Origin of the sequence: endosymbiont 'TC1' of Trimyema compressum (assembly GCF_001584725.1) — a bacterium.
Lineage (GTDB): Bacteria > Bacillota > TC1 > TC1 > TC1 > TC1.
Genome location: NZ_CP014606.1, coordinates 722094 through 738460, shown reverse-complemented (window position 1 = coordinate 738460; position 16367 = coordinate 722094). Strand labels below are relative to the sequence as shown.

At 33.4% G+C, this 16367-nt stretch carries 20 protein-coding genes, 1 tRNA gene, 2 pseudogenes and 1 riboswitch; of the genes and pseudogenes, 2 read left to right on the top strand and 21 right to left on the bottom strand.

Going from position 1 to position 16367, the window contains the following annotated elements:
• Nucleotides 1-21: 21 nt before the first annotated feature.
• Nucleotides 22-528, top strand: coding sequence for an MFS transporter (locus tag AZF37_RS11590; RefSeq protein WP_245612056.1), 507 nt, complete (start codon nucleotides 22-24; stop codon nucleotides 526-528).
• A gap of 239 nt (nucleotides 529-767) precedes the next feature.
• Here the strand turns inward: AZF37_RS11590 and AZF37_RS10400 are convergent, their stop codons facing one another.
• Both AZF37_RS10400 and AZF37_RS10395 read right to left on the bottom strand, forming a co-directional pair.
• Nucleotides 768-926: a hypothetical protein gene (locus AZF37_RS10400; protein WP_172793079.1), complete on the bottom strand. Its 159-nt coding sequence runs from the start codon at nucleotides 924-926 to the stop codon at nucleotides 768-770.
• Nucleotides 927-1038: 112 nt separating this feature from the next.
• Entirely contained in the window at nucleotides 1039-1197 is a 159-nt protein-coding gene (locus tag AZF37_RS10395) for a hypothetical protein (protein WP_162473898.1), read from the bottom strand.
• 74 nt (nucleotides 1198-1271) lie between these two features.
• Here AZF37_RS10395 and AZF37_RS04680 point away from each other — a divergent pair.
• A tRNA-Trp gene (locus AZF37_RS04680) sits at nucleotides 1272-1347 on the top strand.
• A 51-nt stretch (nucleotides 1348-1398) separates the two neighbouring features.
• Here the strand turns inward: AZF37_RS04680 and AZF37_RS04675 are convergent.
• The 19 genes and pseudogenes from AZF37_RS04675 to AZF37_RS04590 all read right to left on the bottom strand — a co-directional run bounded on the left by AZF37_RS04675 (nucleotide 1399) and on the right by AZF37_RS04590 (nucleotide 16360).
• Nucleotides 1399-2280, bottom strand: coding sequence for an ABC transporter permease (locus AZF37_RS04675; RefSeq protein ID WP_088369787.1), 882 nt, complete (start codon nucleotides 2278-2280; stop codon nucleotides 1399-1401).
• Complete coding sequence (locus AZF37_RS04670; protein WP_088369786.1) at nucleotides 2280-3206, bottom strand: ABC transporter ATP-binding protein; 927 nt, start codon at nucleotides 3204-3206, stop codon at nucleotides 2280-2282. Before AZF37_RS04670 ends, AZF37_RS04675 begins: the two co-directional genes overlap by 1 nt.
• Before the next feature lie 22 nt (nucleotides 3207-3228).
• Nucleotides 3229-4033: pseudogene (locus AZF37_RS13225) on the bottom strand (TlyA family RNA methyltransferase).
• Complete coding sequence (gene dxs, locus AZF37_RS04660) at nucleotides 4026-5849, bottom strand: 1-deoxy-D-xylulose-5-phosphate synthase (RefSeq protein WP_088369785.1); 1824 nt, start codon at nucleotides 5847-5849, stop codon at nucleotides 4026-4028. Before dxs ends, AZF37_RS13225 begins: the two are co-directional and overlap by 8 nt.
• 126 nt (nucleotides 5850-5975) lie before the next feature.
• Nucleotides 5976-6161 carry a 50S ribosomal protein L32 gene (rpmF, locus tag AZF37_RS04655; RefSeq protein ID WP_088369784.1) on the bottom strand — a complete coding sequence of 62 codons (186 nt, stop codon included), beginning with the start codon at nucleotides 6159-6161 and terminating at the stop codon, nucleotides 5976-5978.
• 21 nt (nucleotides 6162-6182) lie between these two features.
• The gene (locus AZF37_RS04650; protein WP_088369783.1) at nucleotides 6183-6647 is read right to left on the bottom strand and encodes a YceD family protein; all 465 of its coding nucleotides are present in this window, start codon (nucleotides 6645-6647) and stop codon (nucleotides 6183-6185) included.
• Between the two features lie 53 nt (nucleotides 6648-6700).
• A complete protein-coding gene (locus AZF37_RS04645; RefSeq protein WP_088369782.1) occupies nucleotides 6701-7900 on the bottom strand; it encodes an acetate kinase in 1200 nt (399 codons plus the stop codon).
• A 41-nt stretch (nucleotides 7901-7941) separates the two neighbouring features.
• Nucleotides 7942-8403: a hypothetical protein gene (locus AZF37_RS04640; RefSeq protein WP_088369781.1), complete on the bottom strand. Its 462-nt coding sequence runs from the start codon at nucleotides 8401-8403 to the stop codon at nucleotides 7942-7944.
• A gap of 13 nt (nucleotides 8404-8416) precedes the next feature.
• Complete coding sequence (gene rsmD, locus AZF37_RS04635) at nucleotides 8417-8971, bottom strand: 16S rRNA (guanine(966)-N(2))-methyltransferase RsmD (RefSeq protein ID WP_162473897.1); 555 nt, start codon at nucleotides 8969-8971, stop codon at nucleotides 8417-8419.
• An 18-nt stretch (nucleotides 8972-8989) separates the two neighbouring features.
• Entirely contained in the window at nucleotides 8990-9229 is a 240-nt protein-coding gene (locus tag AZF37_RS12300; protein ID WP_088369779.1) for a histidine phosphatase family protein, read from the bottom strand.
• A 59-nt stretch (nucleotides 9230-9288) separates the two neighbouring features.
• Complete coding sequence (locus tag AZF37_RS12295) at nucleotides 9289-9564, bottom strand: histidine phosphatase family protein (protein WP_425425462.1); 276 nt, start codon at nucleotides 9562-9564, stop codon at nucleotides 9289-9291.
• Nucleotides 9557-9607 (bottom strand): annotated as a pseudogene (locus AZF37_RS13220) (hypothetical protein); the annotation flags it as partial. The pseudogene AZF37_RS13220 and the gene AZF37_RS12295, both read right to left, overlap by 8 nt.
• 103 nt (nucleotides 9608-9710) lie before the next feature.
• Nucleotides 9711-10250, bottom strand: coding sequence for an ECF transporter S component (locus tag AZF37_RS04620; protein ID WP_088369777.1), 540 nt, complete (start codon nucleotides 10248-10250; stop codon nucleotides 9711-9713).
• An 80-nt stretch (nucleotides 10251-10330) separates the two neighbouring features.
• Nucleotides 10331-10448: riboswitch (FMN riboswitch) on the bottom strand.
• 38 nt (nucleotides 10449-10486) lie between these two features.
• The gene (gene rpe, locus AZF37_RS04615; RefSeq protein ID WP_088369776.1) at nucleotides 10487-11134 is read right to left on the bottom strand and encodes a ribulose-phosphate 3-epimerase; all 648 of its coding nucleotides are present in this window, start codon (nucleotides 11132-11134) and stop codon (nucleotides 10487-10489) included.
• Complete coding sequence (gene rsgA, locus AZF37_RS04610; RefSeq protein WP_088369775.1) at nucleotides 11135-12013, bottom strand: ribosome small subunit-dependent GTPase A; 879 nt, start codon at nucleotides 12011-12013, stop codon at nucleotides 11135-11137.
• An 8-nt stretch (nucleotides 12014-12021) separates the two neighbouring features.
• A complete protein-coding gene (pknB, locus tag AZF37_RS04605) occupies nucleotides 12022-13875 on the bottom strand; it encodes a Stk1 family PASTA domain-containing Ser/Thr kinase (RefSeq protein WP_088369774.1) in 1854 nt (617 codons plus the stop codon).
• 5 nt (nucleotides 13876-13880) lie between these two features.
• A complete protein-coding gene (locus AZF37_RS04600) occupies nucleotides 13881-14600 on the bottom strand; it encodes a Stp1/IreP family PP2C-type Ser/Thr phosphatase (protein ID WP_088369773.1) in 720 nt (239 codons plus the stop codon).
• Complete coding sequence (gene rlmN / locus AZF37_RS04595) at nucleotides 14597-15658, bottom strand: dual-specificity RNA methyltransferase RlmN (protein ID WP_088369772.1); 1062 nt, start codon at nucleotides 15656-15658, stop codon at nucleotides 14597-14599. Before rlmN ends, AZF37_RS04600 begins: the two co-directional genes overlap by 4 nt.
• Nucleotides 15659-15661: 3 nt before the next feature.
• Nucleotides 15662-16360 (bottom strand): zinc metallopeptidase, encoded by a 699-nt coding sequence (locus tag AZF37_RS04590; RefSeq protein ID WP_088369771.1) that lies wholly within the window; start codon nucleotides 16358-16360, stop codon nucleotides 15662-15664.
• Between the last annotated feature and the right edge of the window lie 7 nt (nucleotides 16361-16367).

Sequence of the window (16367 nt, the reverse complement as noted above, 5' to 3'; positions counted from 1 at the left end):
GCAAAACATGCCACCATTGTTATGACACTGGTTACTATAACTTATGGCTCAATTCTTGGTTTTTTACCAATTTACGCTGTTAATAGAGGCGTTGCCGACGTAGGTTTATTCTTTACAGTATTTGCAATATCCTTATTAATAGTAAGACCTATATTCGGAAAACTAACAGATATTTTAGGCTTTGATTACGTAGTCATTCCCTCACTCATCAGTGTCTTAATTGGTATGATTGCACTATCAACAGCTACTTCATTAGGCAGTTTCTTACTTGTAGGTCTCATTTATGGTATCGGTTTTGGTGGTTGTCACTCTAGTCTCCAGACTATGGCTATCCTTAATACCCCTAGAGAAAGGCTTGGTGCCGCCAATGCAACCTTCTTTACTGGCTTTGATTTAGGTATTGGATTAGGTTCGATACTATTTGGTATTTTTGCAGCTCAGTTAGGCTATCAGCTCATGTATGGCTTAACAACTATAGCTATCGTTGCTGCCCTAATCTACTATTTAATAGTAAGGAGAAACAAATAGGATTATTCTTGACTATGTAAATAACCAATTGCTTCTTCTAAAATCATCTGGCTACCTTCCATAACCCCTAATTCCTTAAGTGGAAGGCTAGCCTCATATTTTGAAAAATCCTATGACTTCACCTAAACACTGGGAAATAGCTAAAACTTTTTTACCAGCTTTTCTATATTCCTTAATTCTATTTATAATGTCACTTCTATGTAAAAAAAGTTCCACTTCCATATATAACTAATAATAAACTATCTCCTAAGCAATTCTTGTTTTGAAAAAGGCGTAAAACCAGTTATTACTAAAACTTCAATTTCTTTTTCAGTTAAAAAATCAAATGATAGCTTATTTCTGTTATCTGCTATTTGTCTCCAAAGAGTATTTTCAGTTGAATAAACACTATAAGGCATTTTTGAAGTCAATGATACTTTTGTAAGACTAGAAAGCCATTATAAGAGGAATAATTGGTTTTTAAAATTAAAATTATTTCATTTATCTCTTTAAAGGTAATTTGACTTGAATCTACATTTTTTTAATTGGAAGGATAGTGGCAGTAAATTTTTTACGAGCTAAATACTGCTGAAGCTTCTTCTGAAACGCCTTTTTATTGACTGTTCCGCCATCACTTCCAGCTTCCATGCTAATGGTTCCTCCAGAATAAATAATTAAATATTGATTCATTTCTTCTCTTCTTTCATTTTTACTATTGACTATAGACTACAAAATAGATATAATTTTCAATGTAGCCTAGTTCTAGGGGAGTGGCTCAATTGGTAGAGTAGTGGTCTCCAAAACCATTGGTTGCGGGTTCGAATCCTGTCTCCCCTGCCAAATAGGATTAAAGGACTATCATTTTATGATAGTCCTTTTTGTTATCTTTTATTATTTGAACTTAATATTACGCGCTCTAATAACTGAAATAATAGTTGCTATTGCTGCAGTTCCTAAAAGAATGGCAATCATAACGCCTGTAGTAACTTCCATATCATTAAAAGTAACTGTAACACCATAATCATTTTCATAAGCAATTCTTAGGTGTTCTGGAACCCCATTAAAGACTCTTCTCATGGGTTCTTCCATAAAAATTTGTCGCGTTAAGACAGCGCCATAGGACAAGGGAAAAAGCTTAATAGCAGTCTGGGCTATAGTAGGCAAAGTACCAATGGGTACAAATATTCCAGCTAAAAATCCAATAATTGTCCCTACAACTGTACTCAAAATAGAAAATACATTCATTTTTTTGACAAATGAAATAACAAAATAGAGAATAGTTGTTGATACCAACAAGCAAAGCAATATTACAAGAATTGCTTTAATCATGGAAACAGGCACTAATAATGCACCACCTCTTAAGACAATATATATTTCCGCTAAAATAAAATTAATGAATGTCAATATACCCCCAATTATAAAGGCCGCTAAAGTATAGCTTAAAACGAGGCGTCTTCTTCTCAAGGGAGCACACAGAAAATCACTAATATTTTCATTTTCGTAGTCAGCCACCATCACTGCATAAAAACCTAATGGCAAAGTAATCGTACTAACTAATATAACGCCAGCCATCATCCAACTATTAGTTAAAAACTGTATATCCACTCGTGCTGCATCTGGTGCATAAGCTTCGAGTAAATTAATCTGCAGTTGACCTAGAAAAAAAACATACAGCAAAATAATTATTAAAATCGATAGAAAAGAAAAGAAAACATTAGATTTATTTCTTATAAAATTCTTTAAGTTACGCCTAGTTAATGCCCATACTATCATTATATCCCCCCTTCTCCTCTTAATGCTTCTCCAGTAATATTTAAAAATACGTCATCCATATTTCCCTTTAAAACTTCAAAAGATTCAATATAACATTCTGATTCTTTGAGGAGTATTAAAGCATCTGTACTATTTTTTACTGGAATAATAACTTGATCAGCTACAACATCGTGTTTTAGTCCTTTATCATTTATGTATAAAATATAAGCAGTCATATCAAAGGGTGTGATTTTAACTGTATCAATACTGTATTCATCTTTAAGCTGAGAAGGTGTACCCTCCCCAACTATTTGTCCTTTATTAATAATAACAACCTCATCTGCTCCAGCAGCCTCTTCCATATAATGGGTAGTCAGAAAAATTGTTATCTGTTTTTCAACTTGTAATTTCTTAATTGTTTTCCAAACCTGTATTCTCGTTTTAGGATCTAGTCCTGTTGTTGGCTCATCTAAAAATAGGATAGTTGGATAATGAATAAGGGCTCTGGCAATATCTGATTTTCTTTTTTGCCCACCGGATAATTTTCCATACGGACGATCTAAAATATCATTTAAGCCAATGTATCCATGCATTTCTTCAAGTCTTTTTTCGCATTCTTTTTTGGATATTTTATACAGTGCAGATCTCAATACAATATTTTCTCTTACTGTTAATAACTCATCTAGCATACTATTTTGAAAAACAATACCAATATTTTGCCTAACCATTTGATCCTCTGAACCAACATGATAGCCATTAACAAGAATATCCCCTGATGTTTTTTCAAGCAATGTAGCAATAATATTTATAGTAGTTGATTTCCCAGCTCCATTAGGACCTAAAAAAGCAAACAAAGACTGTTTTTCAACTGTAAAAGAAATATCATTTACAGCTCCAAAATCCCCATACTTCTTAATGAGTTTTTTAACTTCTAAAATAACTGACATTAAACCCCTCCTATGTTAAATACTAAATTTCAGCAAATGCTAAAGCAACAACTTTCTTTATTATATCATTTTCTATTAATATTTTTGTTTCTGCTTCCTTTTTTAAATAAATAAGGTATTCCCTATTGCCCTTTGGCTCTTTAAGAGGAGAACTAGCTAAATCTAAAACTGAAAATCCTATATCAGAACTAATAGCAATAATTTTCTCAATTACCTCAATGCGGACCTTTGGCTCAGTAACAACCCTTTTTTATTAACACCATCTTTACCGGCTTCAAACTGAGGCTTAATTAAGGCTATCATTTCTCCATCATCTTTTAAACAACTGTAGGCTGCCGGTAAAATCTTATCTAAAGAAATAAAAGAAACATCAGTTACTTACAATATCAACTTGATTGTTATCTAAGTTTTCAGGTGTCAAATTGCGACCATTGGTTTTTCTAAAACAACTACTTTGGGATTTTGTCTCAATGACCATGCCAGCTGATTATAGCCAACATCAACACTATAGACTTTCAGAGCTCCATTTAACAATAATATTTCCGTAAATCCTCCTGTTGATGCGCCAATATCTAAAGCAACTTTCCCCTTAACAGAAACATTGAATGCCTCTAAACCTTTTTTAAGTTTAAGCGCTCCTCTGCTTACATAAGGAATTTTTTTCCTAAAACTGTAATAATACTATCATCTTTAATTAAAGTACCTGCTTTTTCAATTTTAATATGATCAACAAGAATATTCCCAGCCATAATTTCTGCTTTTGCTTTCTGTCTAGTTTTAAAATAACCATTTTCAATTAGAAAAACATCTAAACGAACCTTACTCAACTACCTTTTCCTCAATTTCTTTTAGAATTTGATTTCTAGTAAAACCTACTTCCTTTCTGATCTCTTCAATACTTCCATGAGGCATAAATACATTAGGCAAACCAAAACTATAAACTTTAGCCTTATTCAATTGAGATTTTATAAAAGAACCAAACCCGCCTACTACAACATGATTTTCAATAGTAAACACTTGGTTATAACTATTGAGTTTATCTAGCCAAAATTGATTAATCGGTTTAATAAATCTTGGATTAATTACATCAATTAAAATATTTTTCTTTTTTAATTCTTCTGCAATATAAAGAGCCATTGTCTCCTCAGTTCCCAAAGCTACTATGCAACACTTCCCATTGTTATCAAGAATCATTTCCATCTCACCAAGTACTATAGGACTGACTTCTGCACTAAAAATAGGTGAACTTCCTTTTGGAAAACGAATCATTGTTGGTCCATTATACACTGTAGCAAATGTCAGCATAGCTTCTAATTCCTTACCATCTTTAGGCTCCATAAACACAAGATTGGGAATGGCGCCAAACAAGGCAATATCAAATATTCCATGATGGGTTTCTCCATCTTCACCTACAAGACCGGCTCTATCAGAAATCATAGTAACCGGTAGATTCTGTAAACAAATATCATGAATAATTTGATCTACTCCTCTCTGCATAAAGGTTGCATAAATGGAAATAACAGGATGTAAACCCTGTACACTTTGTCCAGCTGCAAATGTTAAACCATGTTGCTCCGCTATACTCACATCAAAGAATCTTTGAGGAAACTCTTTTCTGAAAATATCTAAACCTGTACCAGTGCACATAGCCGCTGTAATAGCCGTTATTTTTTTATTTTCTTTTGCTAACTCAACTAAACGGGAACCAAAAAACTCTGTTAAACTTCTATATTTTTTTCCTTTTCCTGGTGATACTCCATGAAATTTTTCAGGATTGTATTCTGCTTCTTCGTTACCTTTTCCTTTTGTAGTAACAACATGGAGTAAAACGGGACCCTCTACAAACTTAGCTATTTTAAAGCCTTCCTCTAAACCAATTACATCATGACCATCATAGGGTCCAAGATAAGTTAATCCAAACTGTTCAAATAATACACCCTTCTTTGAAAATAAATATTTAATACTACCTTTAAAGCGACTTAAAACTCTTCTAGATTTCCTACCGACTGCCGTCTTAGATAAACTAACATTTAAACTTTGTTTAAAACGTCTATACGCATTCCCAGAACTAAGGCGACTTAAATACTTAGATACACCGCCAATATTTTCTGAAATAGACATTTCATTATCATTTAGTACAATGATTACTTTCGACTGTAAATGACCTAAATGGTTCATTGCCTCAAAAGCCATGCCACCTGTTAAGGCTCCATCACCAATATGTGCTACTATTTGAAAATCTTCTTTTTCAATATCTCTTGCCGTTGCTATCCCTAATGCAGCTGATATAGAAGTACTGCTATGTCCTGTATCAAACGGATCATAAGGGCTTTCTGAACGTTTAGGAAAACCACTTAACCCTTTGTATTGTCTCAAAGTTTTAAAAGCCTCATAACGGCCAGTTAATATTTTATGGGTATAGCTTTGATGGCCTACATCGAAGATTATTTTATCTTTTGGCGCATCAAAAGAACGGTGCATTGCAACGGTTAGCTCTACTGCACCTAGGTTGGAAGCTAAATGACCTCCATTTTTATTAACAACACTCTCTATATATTCTCTAATCTCTTCGCATAAAGGTCTTAGATTTTTTTCATTAACTTTCTTTAAATCCTCAGGAGATTTAATATTTTCTAAAATCATTTGTCTGCCTCTTTTTCTTTTGAAGTAGCTATTTACTTAAAAATAGCACCAATCAGAAAAAATATTATTTTTCTATATGACACAAAAGAGCTGGTTAATTCCAGCTCTTTTATTATAACTCTTTAATTAATTGTTTTCTACAGCAAGTACTTGCTTTCCTTTATAAAAACCACAAGTTGGGCAAACCTTGTGGGGTTCTTTCAACTCATGACACTGAGGACATTCAGCAATCGCTGGGGCATCCATTTTTCTCCAGGCAGATCTTCTCATATTCTTTTTGGATTTTGACGTTCTTCTTTTAGGTACTCCCATTTTCCATCCTCCTCTCTCTAACTAATCCTCCAATAATAAGGACCTTAACATCTCAAACTTAGGATTGATTTCTCGTGTATCACATTGACAAATAGATTTATTTAAATCAATACCACATTGATCACATAATCCCTTACATGACTCTGAACATAAAAACTTTTCGGGCATTGCTGATTGTAAGATTTCATACATAATTCCATCTAAATCAATACCTTCATTGTCATATGCATAGTAAGTTTTAGCTAGATCTTTAGACATAAACTCTTCTTCAAATGTTGTTTGCAATACAGAGGTAAATGACTTTAAACAACGATCACAACATACACTTATTTCTGTTCTCAATGAACCAGACACATGAAGGGCATTATTTTCAGAAAAATAATAAGCACCATCTATTATCACTTCATTTTTAAATTCTGGAAGGAATCCAGAAATATAAAAATTTTTAGGAGTATTTACTTGTTTATTTAATAATAATCTCATCATTTATAACCACACTATATCATTATAACTGATTATGAGAATTTTTCAAGTACAAATTATCTGGAAATAATATCTTTTGCTTCCCTTGCAATTACTAACTCTTCATCAGTAGGAATCACAATTACAGCAACTTTTGATTCAGGTGTTGAGATAATTGTTTCTTTACCACGCACTTTATTTTTCTCTAAATCAATTTCTATACCAAGAGCACTTAAATTTTTACAAACGGCTTCTCGCATTTCTGGTGAATTTTCACCAAGACCACCTGTGAATAAAATTACATCAGCCCCATTTAAAATCCCGAAATATGCACTAATATAAAATTTAACTCTATAGTCGAACATTTGCAATGCTAATGCAGCTCTTTTATTGCCTTCGTTAAAAGCTGCGTTTTCCAAGTCTCTAAAGTCACTGGAAACACCAGAGATACCTTTAACTCCGCTTTCTTTATTTAAGGCATTGTCTACATCTTCTGTTGAATAATTCCTTTTCCCCATAATATAAGGGATAATAGCTGGATCAATATCGCCACAACGTGTGCCCATTACAAGACCTTGTAATGGGGTGAAGCCCATACTAGTATCAATTGATTCACCTTTATTAACAGCAGCAACACTTGCACCATTACCTAAGTGACATGAAATAATTTTTAAATCATCCCATTTTCTATTTAGTATTTGACCAGCTCTTTTACTAACAAATTCATGAGATAAACCATGGAATCCATATTTTCTTACACCATCCTCTTGATACCAATCATATGGTAGTGCATACATGTATGCATGATCAGGTAAAGTTTGATGAAAAACAGTATCAAAACAAGCAATGTTGGGTACACCAGGTACCACTTCTTCAATTGCTAAAATACCTTTGAATTGAGGGGGATTATGTAAAGAAGCCAACTGGAAACAATCCTTAATTTTTGTCTTTACATCATCATTAACTAAACTTGATGATTTAAAATAACTTCCACCTTGGGCAATCCTATGTCCTACAGCATCAATTTCTGTAACCGTTTTAATAACGCCGCATTCAGCATCTAAAAGAGCGTCAATCATTACTTTGATGCCCTCTAGATGGTTTGGAATACTTTTTGTTATTTTAGTTTTTTTACCTTCTCCATTGACGAAGCTAACAATGCTTTCATCAAATCCAATTTTTTCTGCTAGTCCTTTAGCCAATAATACCTCTTGCTCCATATCTAGTAATTGATACTTAATGGATGAACTCCCTGAATTTAAAACTAAAATGTTCATAAAGTCTCTTTGTCTCTCCTTTAATATTAAATTGTAGTATTCTACATACTTTTCTTAGTTTTAATTGATGTTAATTGTCGTTTAGCTTCTTTAATGTTGCCAGAACATTTATTAACATAATTATCAAGCGTATTGAGAATCTCTTCAGAATAAGACTCACTGTGATTGATTAATTGTGAAGCCTTCTTATAAGCAGCTTCTTCAATTTCAGCTGCTTTCTGCTCAGCTCTTCTCTTAATAGATGTTTCACTTATCATATTTTCTATATTAGCTTCAACGCCTTTTATAATCATATCTGCTTCTCTTTTGGCGCTGTCTATCATCTGTTCTCTTTCTCTAACAATTTGACGTGCTTTTTTAACTTCTTCCTGAAAAGAATCCCTAATTTCATTTAGCAAGTCAAAAATCTCGTCTCCCTTAATCATAATATTCCCAGTTAAAGGTACTTTGTGTGCTGTTTCAAGCATCTCTTCAAGAGAATCAATTAACTTTAACGTATTCATGTGTTTACCCCTCCTACATTTCTTTATAAAACCATATTATTGTATTTCCATAACGAATTTTTCTATAACAAATAAATCCATTAATTTGACTTTTCACTTGAACTGCTTTATCTGTTTCCAAAATAATAATTCCACCTTCTGAAAGACACTGGCTACTGCCAATGGCTTCTATAACTTCATGATAAACATCTAAGCCATAAGGTGGATCCACAAATATCCAATCAAAAACCTCAGTGGTTTTCTTCAGAAATATATGCCATGATGATGGAAAAACAAAGCTTTTATTAAGATAATTAGTTTTCTTTAGATTTTCCCTAATAACAGCAAAAGCAACCTTGTCTTTTTCAACAAAAGTTACTGCCTGAGCCCCCCTGGATAATGCTTCAATGCCAACTGCACCACTACCAGCAAATAAATCCAATCCCAATGAATTGGGCATAACAGATTGAAGTATATTGAATATATTTTCTCTGACTCTGTTAAGGGTAGGCCTTGTACTAGTTCCTACTTTTGTTTTTAAAGAGAATCCTTTTTTGTCTCCACCAATTATTTTAATAATTTTAAACACTCCTATTTTAACATAAATTTACCTGTTAGACAAGTGACTATAGTCATTTAAAACTGCTAAAACTGCTAGATTAAAAACATTTTCACGGTATTGTAAAACGGTAAATGACGTATTAGATAGTACAAATCTCCAATAATAAGACAAGGGTAATCCAAGACTACACAACAGAGCTAATCGTAAAATACCAGCATGTGCAATAATGGCAATCCTCTCACCATTGTGAACTTCCCCCAAATTAGCTAAATCTTTTTTAATCATACTATTTCGGCTGTTAAGTCATCTCCATTTGGAATCCTATGGGTACTAGGATCTGCATACTACTCATCTATCCAAGGTGTAATATTTCTTATTTCCTCAAAAGTATAGCCTTCCCAATCTCCAAAGGAAATTTCACAAAAGTCATTTTGTATGGAAACCCTTGATTTTTGCTTTTCAGAAATAATCTGGGCTGTCTCTTTCGCTCTATCTAGTGGACTAGAATATATTATCTCAAAAGGCACCTTACTTAAACGTTTGGCCAGCATTTCAGCTTCTAATCTTCCTTGATCTGTTAATTGAATATTTCTTTTCCCCCTGAAATCGATGGTTGATATTCCATGTCGTCTGCCCATGTCGTATTAAATATATTTCTGTCATTCCACGCTCCTCAAAATTACTGTTACCACTCCTACTATCTTAACAGTTTTTGTATGCCTTTGGCAACAAAAAGCCTTCTTATTTCAAGAAGGCTTAGATTTTTTTATTTGAAGCGTTGTAATCTGTTTTTTAACCCTAAAAACAGGAGGCAACCTAATATTGAAGAAATTAATCCTTTGATAATATTAAAAGGAATAACAGCACCTAAAACCAAAGGACCTCTTGCTGCCTCTTCAATTCCCCAGGCATTGAGGAGAAAAAATTGATTTAGGAGTGCCATCACTACTGTTAAACCAATAGTACCAATAATAATACCTGCAACAAGGGATATTTTCTTAGCCTTATAGCGATAAATACTAACTGTCCCTAAAAGAAGAGTTACACTGGCAATAATAGCAGCTATTAAGCCAATAAATCCCGTAGCATTCTTACCGGATATTGCAAAAATAAGTGATTTGACTAAAGCTACAATAATTCCTCCAAGTGGACCAAAAAATAAGCCTGCAAAGATAACGGGAACATCACTAGGATCATACTGCAAAAAAGGTGCCGTTGGTAAAATTGGAAATTCAAAAAACATTAACAAGCCACTTAATGCACCTAATAAAGCCAGTATTACAAATTTTCTTGTGTTGATTTTCATTTTAATTCCTCTTTTCTTTAAACAATAGAAAACCCCTTAAGGGTATTTCCTTAAGGGGTAAAAACCATTGTATAAAACGGCAATCTCTTCTCTCATCCAGACTCTACTGTCGGCTCTGGATTTACACCAGATCAACAACCTATGTTGCTCGCGGGCTTTACCGCCGGTAAGGAATTTCACCTACCCCTGAAGAAATATTCTTAAATAATAATAGCATCAACAATTAAGCTTGTCAATTATTCTAAGGATTTTTCTAATGCCTTAAATGCAGCACCGCTATCCTTTTCTCCAAAGACAGCAGACCCAGCTATAAGAATATCTGCACCAGCCATTTTCACTAAATTAGCATTTTCTAAACATACACCACCATCTACTTCAATAAGTGTATCTAAATTTCTGTTTTCAATCATTGTTTTAAGTTCTTTAATTTTAGGCAACATCTCATGAATGAATTTTTGTCCACCAAAGCCAGGGTTTACTGACATAATTAAAACAACATCAACGTCTTCTAAAACCCACTTAATTGACTCTAATGGCGTTCCAGGGTTCAATACGACACCAGCTTGACAGCCTACTTCCTTAATGGATTGAACCACTCTATGGAGGTGGGTAGAAGCTTCTACAGAAACACTGATTAAATCAGCCCCTGCATCTTTAAAAACTTCAATATAGTTTTCTGGATTTTCAATCATTAAATGACAGTCAAAAAACAAGTTAGTGTGAGGACGCAAAGCCTTAATAATACTTGGACCAAAACTAATATTGGGCACAAAATGGCCATCCATTACATCTAAATGCAACCATTTAGCACCGCTATCTTCTATTTTCTTAACTGCTTCTTTTAAATTGGCAAAATCCGCAGATAACAATGAAGGGGCAATCATTTATTTATACCTTCTTTCTTCTCTTTCAGTTAATTCTTCTAGGAAATAGAGGTAGCGCTTATAGCGTCCCTCATCAATTAGCCCTTCCTCAACGGCCTTCTTTACACCACATTTTTTTTCTTTGTGATGTAAACAGCTAAGGAATTGACAATCGCCTTTAAAAGGAACAAATTCATTATATAGAGCAGGGAGTTCCTGTTTATCTATAGTTGGTAGCTCTAGTCGACTAAAACCCGGCGTATCAGCTATTAAACCATTACCAACTTGATAAAACTCTGATACTCTAGTGGTATGTCTACCTCTGTTTATTTTTTCACCTAATAATCCTGTTTTTAAAACCAATGCAGAATCTAAAGCAATTAAAATACTTGACTTGCCTACACCTGAAGGGCCAGCTAAAATAGTAAGTTTACTATCTAAACTTCTTTTTATAATTTCAATACCTTCTCCACTCATAGCAGATGCAGGAAATAGCCGAATATCAGCATTTTTATAAGATTCCCTTACACTGACAAGGAATCCTTTCTTTTCTTCATCCTTTTTATTCAGAATTAGACCAACTGAAAGCTTACTCCACTTTCCTAATAAAATAAGTCTATCTAGCAAATTATAATCTAATTCAGGTAAAGCGATACTCATTACAATATATAGTTGATCACCATTAGCAATAGGCGGTCTAACTAAAAATGTTCTTTTATCATCAATCTTCTCAATAATGCCCTTATCCGCTTCTAAAATATTAAAGTGAACTACATCTCCGGGATAACCTTTGCCTTTAACAGCTTTTTGTTTTCCTCTGAGTTTACATTCAAATAATAGACCATCTGAAAGCACATAATAAAAACCACTATCGCTTCTGATAATTCTTCCTGTTCTCAAAAGTCCTCCTACTGTAACTGAATTGTATCCACTACAGTGTCATTGTCTCTAAATACTAAAGTGCCTGACCCAAAATACTGAATATCTTTACTAAACTGAGTATCCGTCGCACTCATTTTATCTGTAATAGTTCGACTGCCTTTTTTATCTGTCACTGTCATTTCTAAGTTTCTCACTATACCTGCAGTTACTTTATAAGTCAAACAATATACTTTAGAAGTAAACTCTTTAGCTACAACAAGGCTAACAGCAGCGCCTGCATTTACAGTTGTTCCAGGCGCAACGCCTTGACTAATTACCTGCCCTGGCAAATAATCTGAAGTCTCTTGATTAGTCACTTCTCCTACAGTTAATTTGCTACTACTCAAAGTATTTTCAGCTGAATCTAGTGTTTGACCAACTAAATTAGGAACAGATACAGTAGTAATTTTTTTACCTAAACTAACAACAACAGTTACTTCTGTTTCCGGCATTGCTTTCTCACCACTTGAGGGATTTTGAGAAATAACTTGTCCTTGAGAAACAGAATCACTGTTATCATTAGTAACTTTAACTTTAAAACCAGCACTCTGTAATTTCAAAGTAGCTTCTTTTTCACCCATACCAGCAACATTAGGAATATCAACTTTATCTTTGCCTTTGCTGATTTTAAGCTTGACAACTTTATTTGTTTTAGCAACTGTATTACCTCGAGGTTCTTGTTCAATTACTTTGCCAGACTCAACTTCTGAAGAAAAGACACCTTCCGTTTGGTATTTAAAGCCAGCACCTTCTAATTTCACCTTAGCATCTGCTTCTGTTAAGCCAGCAACATCTGGTACTACTTTTTCTTCACCCCCTGTTAAACCAACAATTAAACTTATTATAGCCACTAAAGCAATTAGAGCAACACCAGTAATAATAGCAATTTTCTTTATGTTTCTCTTTGGTTTTTTGGGTTTGCTTTTTGGCCCCTTTTTTAAATTATCCTTAAGTTCTTTTTTGTCCTTAATAGGTTCTTCAAGAGGAATTCTTGCTACTTGATTAACCTTACCTTCTTCCATTAAAACCCGTACTTTTTCAATGCAAATATTCATCTCTAATGCAGATTTGAATCTTTTCTTAGGATCTCTCATTGTAGCTTTTAGAACAATATTTTCAAGCTCTTGAGGAATATCTGCCACTAAATCTTTAGGCGGTATAAGTCCACCTTGGATATGGTTAACAGCAACTGAAACAGGATTTTGTCCTTCATAAGGCAAACGCCCCGTTAACATTTCATAAAATACAATACCACTGGAATAAACATCAGCAAGTTCAGTTATTTTATTTCCTGCTGCTTGCTCAGGAGATAAATAATGAACAGAACCAACAATATCAGTTGTTAATGTCATAGTCGAGTTTTTGTCAGTAATTCTAGCAATACCAAAATCCATGACTTTTACTTCCCCATCTCTATTGACCATAATATTATGGGGTTTAATATCCCTATGAATCACACCTTTTTTATGGGAATGAATCAAAGCAGATAAAATACCTTCCATAACATGAATAGCAAAATATGGAGACAAAGGCGCCTTGTCTTTGACAATATCTTTTAATGTTTTGCCATCAATTAATTCCATTACAATATAAGGATGTCCTTCAGCCATGCCCACATCATAAACTTCAACAATATTGGGATGAGACAAGTGCGAAATAGCCTCTGCTTCATTTTTAAAATAACGAACACTTTCTCTATTGTTAATTAACTCTTTTCTTAAAATCTTTATGGCAATAGATTTATTAAGCATAATATCTTCTGCTAAATAAACTTCTGCCATTCCCCCACTGCCAATAAGTTTAATGATTTTATGCCGATCAGCAAATATTTTTCCTACCATATCACTTATCTATCCTCTCCGAAAATTTTGTCAATAATTATAAAAGAGAAGTTATCTACAGCGTCTCTTTCAATAATCAAATTTGAAATAGTTTGAACTCTCTCATCACCTTCTTTTTGTAAAAGAATACTAATTAATTCTTCATCTTGCAACAAATTATAGACACCATCAGAGCATAAGAATATAATATCCCCATCTAATATTTGAAATTCTAAAATTTGTGGTTCAATTGGCTTATCGCTGCCTAAAGCTTTTAATAAAATATTTTTTTTAGGATGATTTTCATATTCTTCAAATGTAATAATACCTTCTTGATAAAGCTTTTCAACATAAGTATGATCCTCAGTTAACTTTATTATTTCCTGATTGCGAATAAGATAAATTCTACTATCGCCAATATGACCTAAATAGCCTTTATCCTTTTCAATTTTAAGAACAGTTAATGTTGTACCCATAATCAGCTGTTGTTTCTCAAAACTACTGGTATCAAATATCAATTTATTAGTTTCTTTGAAAGCATTTTCCAGTGTCTTGCTGTCGATAGTCTCCTTATCCTCTAACTCTATTCTTATTTTTTCAACTGCCATACTGCTAGCCACTTCACCAGCTTCATGACCGCCCATACCATCGGCAATAACAAAAAAGCCTTTTTCAGTATTAGCATAAATAGAGTCTTCATTATTTTTTCGCACACTACCTGTTTCACTTACTGCCCAACTTCTCATAACAATCCCTTTCTCTGATTTCGTAACTGCCCACAAGCGCCATTAATACTTTGGCCTTTCTCTTCTCTTATAGAAAAAGAAATTCCTTCTTTTTCAACAGCAGTTCTAAAAAAGTTCATTTCGTTCTTACTTGGTTTCTTATAAGGATATTCTTCAGTTTCATTTAATGGAATGCCATTAATATGACACTTTAAACCTTTTAACAATAATCCCAATTCTCTGCTATTTTGCAAACCAATATTTTTATTATGAATCATAATGTATTCAAAAGTAATTCTTCGATTTGCCTTATTCATATAATATCGACAACTTTGAATAAGCTCTTCTAAAGGGTATTTTTTATTTATTGGCACTAATTCATCTCTCAGCTGATTATTAGAACCATGTAAAGAGATTGCAAGAACCCATTGCTTGCCTAAATCCGCTAGTGCTTCAATACCCTTTGTGACACCACTTGTAGAAATTGTAATCCTTCTTTCCCCAATTTTAAACCTTGTATTCATAATAGTTGCTGCATTTTTAACTGCTTCCCAATTTAAAAAAGGCTCTCCCATTCCCATAAAAACTATATTATTAATTTTCTCAGAATTATTCACAGTATTCCGTAAATAATTATTAGCTAAAAAAAGCTGCTCAAGAATTTCTGCAGTTGTTAAATTTCTTTTAAATCCTGACTGTCCAGTTGCACAAAAAGGGCAAGCAATTTGACAGCCTATTTGACTAGAAATACACAGAGTATTCCTAATTTTAGTAGTTTGTTTTTCAGGATAACGCATAATAACTATTTCTACAGTCTCTTTATCGCATAGCTCTAGCAATAATTTAATGGTTTGCCTATCATCAGACGCAATACTTTTAATGATTTCTATTGTCTTAAATTTGAATTGATTACTTATAAAGCTTTTATAGCTTCTATCTAAATTACTCATTAATTCTAAATCTAAAATAGATTTATCATATAGCCAACTGTAAAGCTGTTTACTGCGAAAGCTTGGAAAACCACCTTCAATAGTTATTTTTTGAAGTTCTTCTTCACTGAAGTTTAAAATAGAATCCATCCTTTAATCACGTGATCCTAAGAAAATAAAAATAAAACGCAGTAATTGTACAAGAACAGCTGCCATAGCTGCAATATAAGTTAAGGCTGCTGCTGACAGCACTTTTTTAGCGCCTTTAAGCTCTTCCTCTGATAAATAGGAACTCCCTTTTAACATCACCAAGGCTCTTCTAGATGCATTTAATTCAATAGGCGCTGTAATAACTTGAAATATGGCAATAACACTATATAAAATAATTCCTGCTAACACAATATTGCTATTACTTACAATAAAACCAAAAATCAGCAATGGAATTGCTGCCTGAGAACTAAACTTTAAGACTGGAAATGTAGCATCTCTAAATCTTAGCAATAGATTCTTTTCAGCATGCTGTCTCGCATGCCCCATTTCATGAGCAGCAATTGCTACCGATGCAATACTTGCTTTATCAGCTACATTTGCACTTAAAGCAAGTTTTTTATTACGTGGATCATAGTGATCCGTTAATTCACCATTAATTCTTTCTATAGACAAATCGTCCATTTGAAATTCTCTTTTTAAATCTTCAGCCATTTCATAGCCAGTAATTCCTTTTCTATTGGGTATTGCTAAATACCTTTTGTAAGTACTACTTACTTTTATTTGAGCATATATTGAAAGTACCATAACTGCAATAAATGCTATAAACAAAGGTATCGTCCATCCTCCAAACCACCATAACATAGTTAGT